Origin of the sequence: Egibacter rhizosphaerae (assembly GCF_004322855.1) — a bacterium.
GTDB lineage: Bacteria > Actinomycetota > Nitriliruptoria > Euzebyales > Egibacteraceae > Egibacter > Egibacter rhizosphaerae.
On record NZ_CP036402.1, the window covers coordinates 2917046 to 2931739 of the forward strand.

Sequence of the window (14694 nt, forward strand, 5' to 3'; positions counted from 1 at the left end):
ACTGCCCGGCAGCATGCCATTCACAATCTCCTATAGGTTACAGGGTCGTTGCAGGGTTGGTGTTGCAGGGTCGGCCTTGCAGGGTTGCAGGCTCGGCTTTGCCGACTGGGCGGTCGGGCCGCCCCGAACCGGCGGTGTTGGAGCGGGTTCCGCCGCGCTAGGCCCGACGCGCCGGCCCCGGCTGTTGCGCGGACGGCAACGCCTCATCCGACGCTGCGGCCGTCGACCGTGAGCCAGACCGAGGGAGGACGGGTGCGCGTCGACGAAGGCCTCGCCCTCGCGGGTCGGTGGCAGGGTGCCCGCATGGCGCGCGGGTTCACCGGCGCGCACCGCCTCGAGTTGGCTGCCGCCGGCCTCCTGATCGTGAAGCAGGGCCTTGCGAACCAGGCATATGCGGGGCTTCGCTTCCGACCCCAGCGGTTGACACGGCTGGTCGCGCCTATGCAATATCGTCGATACACGCGATCGTACGATCGCGGTAGGTCGTCAGCCGGGGCCCGTTGCCGGCCCGACGCGGTTCGCGGTCCGCGCGGGTCGGCCGCGGCGGCACGATCCTTGAACCAGGCGGGGCCCGCGGACCTCGCGGAGCCCTTGGGAACACGATGAAAGGTGCACGTCGCATGCGAGTCGACCACACAACGTCCCGCAAGCCCTCGCTTCGGGTCATCCTCGCGGCGATCTTCGCTCTCGCGCTGCTGCTCGCGGCATGCGAGACCGACGACGCGGAGGACATCGCCGATCCCGACGAGGAGCCGGACGAGGAACCGGACGACGATGAGCCGGACGACGACGAGCCGGACGACGACGAGCCGGACGACGAGGACGACGAAGAGCCCGAGGAGGCCGAGGCCGACGTCGACGAGGAGGACGTCGACGAGGGCGCCTTCTATCACGACCAGGAAGTCGAGATCATCATGCCGTTCGGCGCCGGCGGCGGCACCGACACGCAGGGCCGCTTCATGGCGCCCTTCCTCGCCGAGAACGTCCCGGGCAACCCCACGGTTCAGCCGGTGAACATCGCCGGAGCCGGCGGGACCATCGGGAACAACCAGTTCGCGCTCGAGCGCGATCACGAGGAGGCCACCTCGGTGCTGTTCAGCTCCGGGTCGTCCTTCTTCCCCTGGGTGTTCATGGAGGAGGCGCTCGAGCTCGACTACGAGGAGCTCGTTGGCGTGTTCGGTGTCCAGACCGGCGGCCTGGTGTATGCCGACGCCGAGCTGGTGGACGACACCGACGACTTCATCGAGCGTTACGACGAGATCACCTTCGAGGCCGGCGAGCAGACGCCGGACAGCCTCGCCGCACCGTTCCTGCTGGCCTACGACATGCTCGACATGGACGTCAACGTCGTGATGGGCTACGAGGGCCGCGGCCCGGCCCGCTCGGCGTTCGAAGGCGGCGAGATCGACCTCAACTGGGACACGACCGCGAGCGTGCCCGACAACGTGGATCCGCTCATCGAGGCCGGTGATGCGGTGCCGCTCTTCAGCGTCGGGCAGTTCGAGGACGGCGAGCTCGTGGACGACCCCGTGTTCTCCGAGGAGTACGGCGTGCCGCCGTTCCACGAGGTGTACGAGGAGATCCACGGGCAGCCCCTCGAGGAGGAGGGCCCGATGGCGGATGCTTACGCGCAGCTCGTCAACGCGGGGTTCAGCCTCCAGAAGGTGATGTGGCTGCACCAGGACGCGCCCGACGAGGCCGTCGAGGACCTCACCGAGGGCTTCCATGCCATGACCGAGGACCCCGAGTTCCAGGAGGAGGCCGAGGAGGTTCTCGACACCGACCAGTACGACCTCACCACCGGCGACGACGTGGCGCCGGCGGTCGAGGACCTGATCACCTGGGAGGACGAGGTCGTCAACACGGTCCTCGACTTCCTGGTCGAGAACTACGACCACCCGGACCCGCGCGAGTAGCGAGCGGGGCCACGGGGCCGGGCGACTTGCGCGCCCGGCCCCACTCCGTTCGGGCCGTGGTCGCCTCGGGGGTCCGCGGTCCGGGCGGGGCCGATGCCTCGGCAACGGAAATTCGAATCGCCAGCCCGCGACATCGCCCCCCGGGGTTACGCTGCTGGTCATCGGGGCGCTGATCCTTACCAGCCACTGCCCGAAAGGCGCCGACGATGTTCGAAGCAGGCTACGACGCGCTGCTCGTCGCGCTCCATCCCGAACGGCTCCTCTGGCTGAGCGTCGGCGCGGCCGTCGGCCTCTGCGTGGGCGTCCTGCCCGGCCTGGGTGGCACCGTCGGCATGGCCATCCTCCTGCCGTTCGTCTTCGGCATGGACCCGTTCAGCGGTGTCGCGATGCTCATGGGGATGGCCGCGGTGGTGCACACCGGCGACACGTTCCCGTCCGTGCTGCTCGGTGTGCCCGGGTCGTCCGGATCGCAGGCGACGATCATGGACGGCTATCCGTTAGCCCGACAAGGTGAGGCGGCCCGAGCCCTCGGTGCCGCCTTCTTCTGCTCCATGGTCGGCGGGATCATCGGCGCCGTCATGCTGTTCGCGATCATCGGCGTGGCGCGGCCCATCGTGCTCGCGCTCGGCTCGCCCGAGCTCTTCATGTTCGCGGTGCTCGGTCTCAGCATGGTCGGGGTGCTCGCCAAGGGTGCGCCCGCAGCGGGACTGGCTGCGGGCTTCCTGGGGCTGTGGATCGGCATCATCGGTCTCGCGCCGCAGGTGGGGCAGTACCGCTTCACCTTCGACATGCTCTACCTGAACGACGGCATCCCGATCGCCGTGATGGCGTTGGGGCTGTTCGCGCTGCCCGAGATGGTCGACCTCGTGTCGTCCAACCGCAGCATCTCCAAGACCCAACAGCTCGGCGGGAGTCGCCTCAGCGGGGTCCGGGACGCCGTGCGCCACAAGTGGCTCGTCCTGCGCAGTTCCGTCATCGGGACCGCGATGGGGATCGTGCCCGGGATCGGGGGCAGCGTCGTCGACTGGTTCATCTACGGGCTGACCCGCCAGACGTCACGGGAGAACTCGCAGTTCGGCCATGGCGACATCCGGGGGGTCATCGGCCCCGAGAGCGCGAACAACGCGAAGGAGGGCGGCGCGCTCGTCCCCACGTTGCTCTTCGGTATCCCGGGCAGCGGGACCACGGCCATGCTCCTCGGGGGGCTGATCCTGCTCGGCACGGCGGATCCGGGACCCGGGATGGTGGACGGCGCCGGCCTGCCCGTGACCCTCTCGATCATCTGGAGCCTTGCACTGGCGAACATCCTCGGCACCGCGGCGAGCCTGTCGCTGTCCGGGCAGGTCGCCAAGCTCAGCCTCATCCCCGCGAAGAAGCTGACTCCGTTCCTGCTGGTCATCATGACGGTGGCCGCGTATCAGGCGACCCAGAACTGGGGCGACATCCTGGCCTTCCTGGTGATCGGGGTGGTCGGCTGGATCATGAAGCAGGTCGGCTGGCCCCGGGCCCCGATGCTCATCGGCTACGTGCTCGCCCAACCGGCCGAGCGGTATCTGCACCTCTCGATGAGCCGCTACGACTACGAGTGGATGACCCGCCCGATCGTCATCATCGTCGCGGCGCTCACACTGTTCGTCATCTTCGGGTCACAGATCTTCCGCCAGCGGAAGGTGAAGCAACAGGTCGAGGAGGCGGAGGCCACCGACACCTGAGCATCGGTCCGCCGATCCCGGGACCGCGAGCCAGCCCAAGGAGCCCCCCATGCCGATGCCGACCAAGCTCCGCTTCGCGTTCGACGTCTTTCTCATCGTCTTCTTCGCGTGGGTGGCTTGGGAGGCCTGGGAGTTCGCGACGCTGGCCCGGTACATGCCTCTGTTCATCGCGGGGATGGGTATGGCCCTGGGCCTTGCCGCACTGGTCACGGACATCCAGACCTATCGCCGGACGGGTACGGCCGTGGGGGAGGACGCGCAGGAGACCGCCGCGCTGGGGGCGGTGGAGCAACAGTGGAACGAGGATGAGGCGGACGCTCGGGAAGCGAGCCAGGCAGGCGCCGACGGGGCGCCGGCGGGCGAGGTCGAGCGCAACCCGGGGGCGACGAGCACCGCCGACGCCGATCCCATGAGCGAGCGCGATCCGGCCGAGGAGTCCCCGGAGGAGCCGCCATTCCCGGTGATCGACGACGAGACCCGTCGCCGGATGGAGCGGGCCGCGCTGAAGCGCGCGCTGGGCTACCTGTCGGTGATCGTGGGCTACGTGGCCTTGATCTGGATCACGGGGGTCTTCGTCGCCAGCGCGGTGTTCCTCGTGTTCTTCCTACGGGTGCTCGCGAAGACGAGCTGGTTCGTGCCGATCGTTGGCGTAGTGGTCGTCATGGCCGGCTTGCTGTTGCTCGAGAACCTCGTGAACGTGTTGTGGCCCCCTTACCTGCTGGAGGATCTGCTCGGGGACTTCCTGCCTGGCTAGGGTCGGCTCGGGGGCCCGGGCTGGCTAGGGTCGGCTCGGGGGCCCGGGCTGGCTAGGGTCGGCTCGGGGGCCCGGGCTGGCTAGGGTCGGCTCGGTGGCCTGCTCCCTGGCTCGGGCCGTCGCTCCTCGGACGAGCCGGGTCCCCACCCCGCCCACGGGTCCCGGTTCGGGACTGAGCCGGCGAAGAAGCTTCGGACCCTTGTGTATATGATGTCCCTTCCGTGGCTGCATGGCGACGGCAGGGTCGAAAGGGACGCAGGGCCACATGTCCGATCGCACGTCCGAGGGGCGCTCGCGCGCCTGGAGGGTCGCCTTCGGGGTGACGCTCGTCTACGTGATGGCGATCAGCGCGTACACGCAGTTCGCCCTGGGGGTGCTGGGGCCGCTCATCACCGATGACCTCGGGCTCACGCGGACGCAGTTCGGCTCGCTGACCACGGCCATCTTCGTGGTCGGGGGACTGGGCGCGCCGCTCGCGGGGCCCTTGGTGGACTGGCTCGGGGGCAGGCGCGTGCTCGTCCTGTTGTTCCTCGTCGGGGGGCTGTCGTGGGCGGGCATGGCGGCGGCCCCGGGGTACGTCTGGTTGCTCGTCGCTGCCGCCCTGGCCGGCTTCGTGCGCGGATCGTCGAACCCGGTCGGCAACCAGCTCATCCAGCTGCACGGCCCCGCGCAGCGCCAAGGGATCATCATGGGCATCAGCAAGTCCGGTGCCCAGATCGGCGCGTTCCTCGTCGGGGTCGTCGTCCCGTTCGCGGCCGTGACGTTCGGGTGGCGCAGCGTGCTCGGTGCCAGCGTGGCGCTCGCGGTGCTCGGGCTCGCCGCCACGTTCCTCGTCATCCCGCCGGACCGCACCCGCGCCCAGCTGCGTGAGGGCGCGGACGAGGTGGCGGGCGGGGTCCGCTCGCTGGTCGGCTGGCTGGCCCCGCACGCGTTCCTGATCGGGTTCGGCACCGGATCGGTCAGCGCCTACGTACCGCTCTTCGCCACCGAGCGCACCGGCATGTCCGTCGCCGCGGCGGGGGCCGTCATCAGCGGCATGGCCATCACCGGGATCGCGGGCCGGATCCTGTGGGGCCAGCAGGGCGACCGGTTCCCCTCCCCGCAGTTGCCGTTGGTGCTGATCGCTTCCTTCGGCGTGGTATCGCACGGCCTCCTCGCGACCGCCGAGCTGGGCAGCCAGACGCTCGTGTGGGCCGGGACGCTGCTGTTCGGGGCGACCGCGGGCTCCTGGATCACGGTCGGGATGCTCGCGATCATCCGCGAGACCCACGTGTCCAAGACCGGGCGCGCCTCGGGCCTCGTGCTCGCGATGTTCTACGGCGGCTTCTCCTTCAGCCCGCTCACGTTCGGGTTCCTGGTGGACACGACCGACCTGTACGCGGTCGGCTGGTCCTCGGGCGCCGTGTCGTTCGCGCTCGCGGCGCTGATCGCGTGGCGCTGGCACGTCGCGCGCCGCCGGCAGCCGACCCCGGCCGCCGCGACATGACTGGGAGGGAGCCATGGGCCGCACCATCGGCGTGATCCACGCCACCACGCTCTCGCTCGAACCGATGTCGGCCGCGCTCGAGCGCGCCCTGCCGGACGCGGGGGTCCGCAATGTGCTCGACGACTCCCTTCTCACCGACCTGCAGGCGGCCGGGGAGCTCACCGATGCGTTGCGCGCGCGCATCGAGCGCTTGATCGAGCACCTGCTGCACGACGGCGTCGACGCGGTCCAGCTCGCCTGCTCGGGCTTCGCGCCCGTCGTCGACGCGGCCCGGGACCGGCACGCGGTCCCGATCCACAAGCCCGACGACGCGATGTACCGGGAGGTGGTGGCCGCCGGCTACGGACACGTCGGGATCCTTGGCACCGTGCCCGCGGCGCTCGAGCTCGCGGCCGGACAGGTGGCGGCGTTCGGGCGCGAGGCCGGTCGGGAGGTCACGGTCACCACCGTGTGCCGACCGGAGGGCATGGCGGCCGCGCAGGCCGGCGACGACGAGCGCCTCGAGCAGGCGATGACCGACGCGGCCCGCGAGGCGATCGCGGAGGGCGCGGACGGCTTGGCGCTCGCGCAGTACTCGCTCGCGCGCGCGGCGGGGCCGGTCACCGGCGCGGCCGAGGGCCGGCCGGTGCACACGGGGCCCGACGCTGCCGCGGCACGGCTTGAGCGCGCGCTGCGATGAGCGATCCCGACGGCGACCAGCCCGCCGGCCCGGGCACATCGGAACAGATGCGGCTCGCCCCCGGGCAGCTCGTCGCGCTCGGGTTGGCGATCGCGGTGTGCGCCTCCCTGCCGATGCTGCTCACCGGCGCCCTGGCCGTGCAGATCCGCGCCGATCTCGGCTTCGGCGCCACCGGCATCGGTGCGGGGGTCGCGGCGTTCTTCGTCGCCGGGTCCCTGGGATCGGTGGCGCTCGGCCGCGTCGTCGAGCGGGTCGGTGGCCGCCGTGGGCTGCAGCTCGCTGCCACGCTGGCCGCCACGAGCCTGTTGGGCGTCGCGGCGTTCGGGCAGGGCATCGTCCCCCTGCTGGCGTTCCTCGCCTTCGGGGGGCTCGCGAACGCGGCGGCCCATCCGGCGACCAACCTCGTCCTGATGCGCGGGGTGCGGGAGCGTCGCCGCGGGCTGGTGTTCGGGATCAAGCAGTCCGCGATCCCCGTCGCGTCCCTGCTCGGCGGCCTCGCGGTCCCGGCCATCGGGCTCACGGTCGGGTGGCGTTGGGCGTTCGCCGGCGCGGGTGTGGTGGCGCTGCTCCTCGCGGCGACCGTGCCGCACGACATCGCGCGGATCGCACCGCGCCGTGTGCCCGACGGCTCGCAGCTGGTCGACCGCTTGGGGCCTGCGAGGGCGCCTTTGCTCGTGGTCACGGTCGCGGCCGCGTTCGCGGCGCTCGCCGCCAACCCGCTCGCGGGGTTCCTCACCATCACGTACGTCGACGCCGACGTCTCGGAAGCGGCGGCAGGCTGGCTGCTGGCGCTCAGCAGCGCGATCGGGGTGTCCGCTCGCGTGACGGTGGGCTGGCTCGCGGACCGGTTCACGCGCCTGCGCCTGGGTGCGGTGGGAGCGCTCCTGCTCGGCGGTGCGGGTTCGTTCGGGCTGCTCGCGACCGGGCAGACGCTGCCGGTCGTCCTCGGCGCCTTCCTCGGCTACGCCCTCGGTTGGGGGTGGCCCGGTCTGCTGAACTTCTCCGTCTCGTCCGCGCGGGCGCAGGCACCGGCCGCCGCGACCGGCATCGTGCAGACCGGCATCTACTTCGGCGCCGCGGTCGGGCCGCTCGGGTTCGGGCTCGTGGTCGACTGGGTGTCCCTCGGGTTCGCCTGGTGGCTGACCGCCTGTTCCGCGGTGATCGGCGGTCTGCTGATGCTCGTCGGGCACTACTGGCTGCGGCGGCGCACTCAGCCGGAAAGGGGCGGCCATGTGGCCTGATGCCGCCGGGCACGCCGATGGCGCCGGCAATGCGGACCGCGCCACGTTCTCGCTGTTCCTGTCGCACCAGCAGCCGCCGGACCGGGACCCGCAGGCGGCCCTGGCCGAGCAGCTGGAGATGGTCGCGCACGTACGCGACCGCGGGTGGGACGGCGTGTTCACCGGTCACCACTACCTGCTCGAGGGGGTCCGCAAGCTCCAGCCCGCCCCGTTCCTCGCGCGCCTGAGCGCCGAGACCGGCGATCTGTGCGTCGGGACCGCCGTGCTGCTGCTCGCCCTGGAGAACCCGGTCGAGGTCGCGGAGACCGTCGCCTCCCTCGACGTGCTCACGGGTGGCCGGTTCATCTTCGGCGCCGCTCTCGGCTACCGCGAGGCCGAGTACGACGCGTTCGGCATCCCGCCCGGTGAGCGGGCGTGGCGCTTCGAGGCGAACCTCGATCTCGTGCGCCGCCTCCTGGAGGGCGAGGAGGTCACGGCCGACCTGCCCTGGTGCCGGCTCGACCGCGCCCGCCTGGCGAACCGGCCCGTCCAGCGGCCACGCCCGCCGATCTGGCTCGGCGCGAACGCGGACCGTGCGGTCGCCCGAGCCGGCCGCGCGGCGGACGCCTGGATCGTCAACCCGCACGCACGTCGGGACACGGTGGCCGGGCAGGTGCAGGTGTTCCGCTCGGCTCGGGCGGAGGCGGGCAAGCCCGACGAGCCGTTGCGGTTGCCCGCGCTCAAGGAGGTCTACTGCGCGGAGACCCGCGAGGAGGCCTGGCGAGCCTGCGCGCCCTACCTCGGGCAGAAGTACCGCGCGTACCTGTCGTGGGGGCAGGACCGGGCCATGCCCGACGGCGACACGCTCGACCTTCCCGTGGAGGAGCTCGTCGACCAGCGCTTCGTCGTCGGTTCGCCCGAGGACTGCCGCGCCGAGCTGCGGCGCTGGCGCGACGAGGCCGGCGTGGCCGCCTTCGTCCTGCGCACGGAGTGGAGCGGGATGCCGGCCGAGCTGGCCCAACGGTCCCTCGCGCTGTTGAGCGAGGAGGTTCTGCCACCGCTCAGGGCGGAGTCGCTGCCGGGGGCTCGCCAGTGAGGGTCGTGTCAGTCCAGTTGGACCGCGCTGCCCGACCGCTCGTTCCTTCCCCGGAGACCCATCGGTCGTCGACCCTCGACCAGCCCACCCGACCACGAGACAGGAGCCGCCATGGTTGCGATCACCCGCCTGGAGACCCACATCGTGGACGTCCCGCTGAAGCGCGTGTTCCTCGTCGCGCAGCGCCCGATCGCCCGCGCGACCGAGGTCGTCGTGAAGGTCCACACCGACGAGGGCGTGACCGGCGTCGGGCACGCGCACGGCACCCCGCTGGAGCGTGTCGCCGAGATCATCCAGACCCAGCTGGGTCCGTTGCTCGTCGGTGAGGACCCCCGCGACATCGAGCGCCACTGGCAGCGCATGTTCGCGACCACGACGAGCCGCAGCGCCGTCCTGGCGGCGAACTCGGGATCGAGCTACCCGAAGGGCGCCGGGCGTCCCCAGGTGATGTCGGCGATCGGTGGCATCGACATCGCGCTGTGGGACCTGCTGGGCAAGCTCACCGGGCTGCCGACGTGGCGGTTGCTGGGAGGCTGCAGGTCGCGGGTGCCAGCCTACGCGACCGCGGGGTACTACCGGGAGGAGGGCGAGTCCTACGCTGAGCTGGCCAAGGAGTTCGAGGGCCTCGCCGCCGACGGCTTCCGTCGCGTGAAGCTGAAGGTCGGCGGGGTCGAACCCGAGGAGGACGTGAAGCGCGCGCAGGTCGTGCGCGACGCGATCGGCCCCGACGTCGCCCTCGCGGTCGATGCGAGCCAGGGCTGGGACGTGCAGGAGGCCGTGCGGGCCGGCAAGGGCTTCGCCGGGCTCGGCGTCGATTGGTACGAGGAGCCGGTCAGCTGGTACGACGACATCGCCGGGATCGCCGACATGGCGCGGTACGTGCCGATCCCCGTCTGCTCCGGCGAGAGCGAGTACACCAAGCAGGGCGTGCGCGACCTCATCATTCGCGCGGGGATCGCGATCGCGAACTTCGACTGCACGAAGGCGGGCGGCTTCACCGAGGGCCGCAAGATCGCCGGCATGTGCGAGGCCCACAACGTGGCGTTCGCCCCGCACCACGCGGCGCAGGCCCACGCGCACCTCACCGCCGGGGTGCCGAACGGCATGACGGTCGAGCTGCACCCGGACCCGGACCGCGATCCCCTGTGGGACGCGCTCTACCCGGGGCGTCCCGAGCTGTACGACGGCGACCTCGTGCTGTCGGACCGCCCGGGGCTCGGCTACGAGATCGACGAGGAGGCGCTCGCGCGCTTCGGCACCCCCTACGACGGTTAGGAGTTCCGCATGGCCCGACCCCGTGTCGCTGTCCTCGACGACTACGAGGGGGTGTTCGCTGCCTCGGAACCCGTGCGGCGGCTCGCCGGACGCGTCGACCTCGACGTGTTCGACGCGCCGTTGCCCGCTGGTCGCGAGGCCGAGGCGCTCACTCCGTACGAGATCGTCGTCGCGCTCCGCGAGCGCACGCCGTTCCCGGCCGAGCTCATCACCTCGCTGCCGAGGCTGGAGTTCGTCGCGCAGTCCGGCGGTCACGCATATCACGCGGACATGGAGGCCTTGTCCCGCCACGGGATCGTGATGGCCACGGGTCGTCCGAAGCTCGGTGGGGAGACCGCGCCCCAGCCCTCGCTGATGCCCGAGCTGGTGTTCGGGCTGTTGTTCGCGCTCGAGCGGGAGATCCCGACCCTCGACGCGGCCATGCGACGCGGCGAGTGGCCTCGTTCGCTGGGCCGCAGCGTCCACGGGCGCACGCTCGGGATCCTCGGCCTCGGCCGCCACGGCTCCGCGGTCGCCCGCGCCGCCGCCGGGTTCGGCCTGCACGTGGCGGCGTGGGGACCGACGCTCACGACGGAGCGCGCCGAGGCCGCGGGGGTCGAGCTCGTCCCCGACCTCGACGCCCTGCTGGACCGGGCCGACATCGTGTCGATGCACCTGAAGTTGTCGGACGAGTCGCGAGGCCTGCTGGGCGAGGACCGGCTCCGGCGGATCGGTCCGCGCGGGGTACTCATCAACACCGCGCGCGGTGCGATCGTCGACGAGCGTGCGCTGGCGTCCCTGTTGCGCGCCGGCGACCTCGGCGGTGCCGCGCTGGACGTCTACGCGCACGAGCCGCTCGCGACGGACAGCCCGCTGCGCGCGCTCGACAACGTCGTGCTCACCCCGCACGTGGGATGGACGACCGACCGCAACCTCGCCGAGTTCGCCGAGGACACCGTGGCCCACGTGGAGGCCTACCTGGACGGGCGTTTGCCCGCGTCCGGCGTGGCCAACCCCGCTGCCCTGGAAGTCTCGCGTGACCGACACGGCACGCTCACCTCCGGCTGACGCCCGGGCCGGCACCGCCGGCCGAGCGATCACCGGTCGGCGGCCGGGCGGGACGCGCCAGGGTGTAGGTACCGCCGGGTCGGCGGCTGACCTCCCAGCCGTGGTGGTGGATGTGCCAATGGCACTCGAAGCACACCACCACGAGGTTGTCCACGTTGGTCGGTCCGCGGTCGCGGTACCACCACGCTACGTGGTGCAGCTGGCACAGCGCGAGTCGGGCACCGCACCCGATGCAGGCCTGATCGCGGGCGATGACCGCGTCACGTTGGCGGCCGGTGGGCTGTCGACGGGTTCGGCCGGCGTCGAGGACCTCGCCGTTGCGCGTGGTGACGGCGGCGAACTCGGCGTCGCAGCAGATGAGCTGAGCGGTCTCGGAGGAGATCTCTCCGGCGCCGTCCAGCCGGCTGGGTTGCGCATCGGGGTGCCCGTGCAGCGCCTCGGGGCTGGTCAGCAGCAGGACCCGGGTGCTGGCGTGGAGGAGGTCGGGTAGGCCACCCGCTTCGATCGTGCGGCGGGCGAGGGCGATGAGCGCGTCGTACTGCCGCTGGTTGCGTGAGCGTCCACCGCCGGTCGCGTGTCCCCGGTCGTCGGGATCCCCTCGCCGGGGACCGCCACCGCGATGCTGGGGGCCGCGGCCGTCGCGGGTGCTGCCACGCGAGTCCCGGGACTCGCGACCGTCACGGGTGCTGCCACGCGAGCCCTGGGATGCGCGACCGTCGCGAGTGGCCTCGCCGTGCTGATCCGGTTGCCCCTGCTCGTCGCCTGGTGAGCCTCCCGCCCCCTGTTCCTCGTGCTGCGCGTTCTGCACCGCCGGATCGGTGCTCCCGGCTGTCGCCGGCCGCGCGAGCGCGTCCAGCACGGTCCGGAGCTGGGCGACACCGTGCGGGTCGGCCCGACCGCCGAAGCGGTAGGTGCCGTCCGCGTCGGGACGTTGCGAGATCCACAGCTCGCGGTTGGCGAAGGCGCGGCGGTCACGGTCGCCGAGCCGATCCGGGTCGAGCTGCTGTCGCCACTGTTCGAGCCGCCGACGTAGCTCGGCGCGATCGCCGTTGGCCGCGTTCTCGCCGGCGAGACGGTCGAGCTCGGCGCGGGCCCGCTCGCGTTCGTGCTCCCGGTCCTGCTCGTCGTCGGGCTGCTCCGACTGGCCGTTGTGGCCCGCAGGGTCCGCCGCGCCAGCGTCGTGTTCACCCGAGTCGCTCGCGCCGTGCTCCTGCGTGGAAGCGCCGTCATCGCCCGCCGTGCGGTCGTCGCTACGCCCGTCATCGCCCGCCGTGCCGCCGTCGCCACGCCCGTCACCGCCCCCACCCTGGTCACCACCGCCGCGTTCACCGGCGCCATCGTGGTCGTCGTCATCGCCGGCGGTGTGCGGGCGGGTCCCGCCGTCCCCACCTTGTCCGGCGGTGCCCGCGCCGCTGCCCTGGTCACCATCGGCGGGCGTCGGCTGGTTTCGCAGCTCGCGCCAGGCCTCGACCGCGACCGTCGCGTGCCCCTCGGAGCAGTCCCCGGCGGCCAGGAGCGCGCGCGTCTCGGGAAGCTCCTGCAGCCCGAGCGCCGTACGGACCTCCTTCAGGGCTTCCGGGCGCGTGCGGCCCAGTCGGTCGGCGAGCCACCGCACCGTCGATCCGGCGCCGCCGGCGAGGTAGGCGCTGCGGTGGTCGATCTCGGCGACGCGGCGGAGGCGCTCGGCAGCGAGCTGGCGCTCCAGCTGCACGAGCTCCTCCACGCTGGCGAGGAGCTCGGCATCGCTGATCGCGCCCGACAACGGGTCCCGGGCCAGCTCGGCGATCGCAGCGCGGATGCGCCCGAGCGGAGAGGGCGCCGCGTCCCGATCCTCGGTGTCGTCCCGAGCGTCCCCCGTCGCGCGCGCACGAGCATCACCGGCAGGCGCATCGTGGCCCACGCCCCGCGCGTGGGCATCGAAGGGAGGCGCCGCCTCGCTCGCCAGGACTGCTGAACTCATGTTCGACATGATACGTACCACATCGCATCATGTCAACCATCCACACAGGTTCATGTGGATGTTGGCTTGGAATCTTCTTGCAATGCCTCTGCATACCAACTCGATGCGGCGTGGATCACGCGCGCGCCGCGCGTCGGTTAGGGTCCGGGGCCATGACGACACCCGCATGGCGCATCGAGCCGGGCGATCCGCTACGCGGAGAGGTGCGGGTGCGGGGCTCGAAGAACGCGGTGACCAAGCACATGGTCGCGGCCCTCATGGCCGACGGACCGAGCACCGTCGAGAACGCTCCCGACGTGGGGGACGTCGGGATCACCCGGGACATCCTGCGCTCGCTGGGTGCCGAGGTCGAGACCGACGAGGACCGGATCACCGTGGCTCCCGGGCCGATTCCCGAGCCGTCGGTCGGGATGTCGTTCTCGGGGCTCAACCGCATCCCGATCCTGCTGATCGGCCCGCTGCTGCACCGCGCGGGGGAGGCGTTCGTCCCCTTCGTCGGCGGCGACCGGATCGGTGCCCGGCCCGTCGATTTCCACATCTCGGCGCTGCGGTCGATGGGTGCCGAGGTCGACGTGCTCGAGGACGGCATCCGCGCCCGTACCACGGGCTTGCGAGGGGCCTCGATCGCGTTGCCCTACCCGAGCGTCGGGGCGACGGAGACCGTGCTGTTGGCGGGTGCGCTCGCTCGGGGTCGGACGGTGGTCAGGGGCGCGGCGACCGAGCCCGAGGTGGTCGAGCTCGCGCTGTTGTTGCAGCGCATGGGCGCACGGATCTCGTTCATGCCCGATCGGCGCGTGATCATCGAGGGTGTGGACCGGCTGAGTGGGGCACACGCCACTCTGGCCGGGGACCGCAACGAGGCGTTCAGCTACCTCGTGGCCGGTCTACTGACCGGTGGCTCGGTCAAGGTCGCGGGTTGTGCCCAGGATCGCCTCGTGACGGCCATCACGACCCTCTCGAGGATGGGGGCGGACCTCGAGATCACCGATGACTGGATCATGGCGTCCGCGCCGCACGGGCTCGGTCCTGCGGCGGTGGAGACGGACACGCATCCCGGGTTCATGACCGATTGGCAGACCCCGCTGATGGTGCTATTCACCCAGGCCGAGGGTCTCTCGGTGCTCCACGAGACCGTCTACGAGAACCGGTTCGTCTACGTGCCCGCGCTCCAGGAGATGGGTTGCGAGATCGAGCTGTTCGACACCTGCCTCGGCGGTCCGGGATGCCGGTTCCATGACACGGGATCGGTGCACTCCGCGGTCGTGCGGGGGCCCTCGAAGCTCCGGGGCGCGGAGGTGGAGGTGCCCGACGTCCGCGCGGGGTTCTCGTCGGTCATCGCCGCGGCCGCTGCTGACGGAGCGAGCGTGCTGCGTGGCATCCACCACCTGGAGCGCGGCTACCACCGTCCGGCCGAGCAGCTCGCGAGCATCGGGCTGCGGCTCGAACGCCAGGAGCGGGACGAGGCCGGACAAAGCGGGCGGTGACCCGGCGTCGAGGTCGCCAGCGACGCACCGAGCGGCGCACGGCCGAGCACGGCGCACGCAGGGGC

11 protein-coding genes are annotated in these 14694 nt (G+C 71.8%); 10 read left to right on the forward strand and 1 reads right to left on the reverse strand.

Annotated elements, in window-relative coordinates; genetic code table 11:
* The first annotated feature begins 620 nt into the window (after positions 1–620).
* From ER308_RS13695 to ER308_RS13735, 9 genes are all read left to right on the forward strand, one after another.
* Positions 621–1916, forward strand: coding sequence for a type 2 periplasmic-binding domain-containing protein (locus ER308_RS13695; protein WP_131155509.1), 1296 nt, complete (start codon positions 621–623; stop codon positions 1914–1916).
* A gap of 206 nt (positions 1917–2122) precedes the next feature.
* Positions 2123–3628 (forward strand): tripartite tricarboxylate transporter permease, encoded by a 1506-nt coding sequence (locus ER308_RS13700; RefSeq protein WP_131155510.1) that lies wholly within the window; start codon positions 2123–2125, stop codon positions 3626–3628.
* Positions 3629–3677: 49 nt separating this feature from the next.
* Positions 3678–4382, forward strand: coding sequence for a hypothetical protein (locus ER308_RS13705; RefSeq protein WP_131155511.1), 705 nt, complete (start codon positions 3678–3680; stop codon positions 4380–4382).
* Between the two features lie 265 nt (positions 4383–4647).
* Positions 4648–5868 (forward strand): MFS transporter, encoded by a 1221-nt coding sequence (locus ER308_RS13710; protein ID WP_165492082.1) that lies wholly within the window; start codon positions 4648–4650, stop codon positions 5866–5868.
* A 13-nt stretch (positions 5869–5881) separates the two neighbouring features.
* Positions 5882–6547: an aspartate/glutamate racemase family protein gene (locus ER308_RS13715; RefSeq protein WP_131155513.1), complete on the forward strand. Its 666-nt coding sequence runs from the start codon at positions 5882–5884 to the stop codon at positions 6545–6547.
* Positions 6544–7788, forward strand: a complete 1245-nt coding sequence (locus tag ER308_RS13720) for an MFS transporter (protein WP_131155514.1) — start codon at positions 6544–6546, stop codon at positions 7786–7788. The genes ER308_RS13715 and ER308_RS13720 overlap by 4 nt, the downstream gene beginning before the upstream one ends.
* Positions 7778–8863 (forward strand): LLM class flavin-dependent oxidoreductase, encoded by a 1086-nt coding sequence (locus tag ER308_RS13725; RefSeq protein WP_131155515.1) that lies wholly within the window; start codon positions 7778–7780, stop codon positions 8861–8863. Before ER308_RS13720 ends, ER308_RS13725 begins: the two co-directional genes overlap by 11 nt.
* 111 nt (positions 8864–8974) lie before the next feature.
* Complete coding sequence (locus ER308_RS13730) at positions 8975–10138, forward strand: mandelate racemase/muconate lactonizing enzyme family protein (protein WP_131155516.1); 1164 nt, start codon at positions 8975–8977, stop codon at positions 10136–10138.
* 9 nt (positions 10139–10147) lie between these two features.
* Positions 10148–11185: a D-2-hydroxyacid dehydrogenase family protein gene (locus tag ER308_RS13735; RefSeq protein WP_131155517.1), complete on the forward strand. Its 1038-nt coding sequence runs from the start codon at positions 10148–10150 to the stop codon at positions 11183–11185.
* Here ER308_RS13735 and ER308_RS13740 read toward each other — a convergent pair.
* Positions 11172–13145, reverse strand: a complete 1974-nt coding sequence (locus tag ER308_RS13740; RefSeq protein ID WP_165492083.1) for a DUF222 domain-containing protein — start codon at positions 13143–13145, stop codon at positions 11172–11174. The genes ER308_RS13735 and ER308_RS13740 overlap by 14 nt on opposite strands.
* Positions 13146–13297: 152 nt before the next feature.
* Here ER308_RS13740 and murA point away from each other — a divergent pair, with 152 nt between their 5' ends.
* The gene (gene murA / locus ER308_RS13745; RefSeq protein ID WP_131155519.1) at positions 13298–14629 is read left to right on the forward strand and encodes a UDP-N-acetylglucosamine 1-carboxyvinyltransferase; all 1332 of its coding nucleotides are present in this window, start codon (positions 13298–13300) and stop codon (positions 14627–14629) included.
* Positions 14630–14694: the final 65 nt, after the last annotated feature.